We start from the raw sequence: 455 nt of genomic DNA, 5'->3' as shown, positions 1-455 counted from the left end.
TCTTCGCCGCCCAGCAAGCCACCAGTCAGACCGTCCAGCGGGTTGCCACCAGCGAGCAAGCCGCCCACGAGGCCGTCCTCACCCAGAACCGTGTCGAGCAAACCTCCCCCATCAGAGTTGTTGCCATTGCCATCACCAAGCAAACCCGCACCAAGCAGTCCTCCGACCAAACCGTCTTCGCCAGTGACATCAGACAGCAACCCGTCGTTCCCGACCAGATCGCCAAGGAGGCCATCGCTTCCCGTTACATCTCCCAACAGGCCGCTATTCCCGGTGAGTTCACCGAGCAGACCACCGTCAGCAACAATTGGGTCGAGAATCCCGGCCTGCGCATCGGTAGGGTCTGTACCGTCAGTGGGGTCCGTGCCGTCAGTAGGGTCCGTACCGTCGGTGGGGTCCGTGCCGTCAGTAGGGTCCGTACCGTCAGTAGGGTCAGTGCCGTCGGTGGGGTCCGT

The 455-nt window shown here is 62.9% G+C and carries 1 pseudogene; it reads right to left on the bottom strand.

Annotated features, from left to right (window positions below):
- Positions 1-308 (bottom strand): annotated as a pseudogene (locus UB90_RS22385) (hypothetical protein); the annotation flags it as partial.
- Positions 309-455: the final 147 nt, after the last annotated feature.

It is taken from the genome of Tritonibacter mobilis, from assembly GCF_001681715.1.
In the GTDB taxonomy this organism is placed as follows: Bacteria; Pseudomonadota; Alphaproteobacteria; order Rhodobacterales; family Rhodobacteraceae; genus Epibacterium; species Epibacterium mobile.
This window is presented reverse-complemented; position numbering and strand designations above follow the sequence as displayed.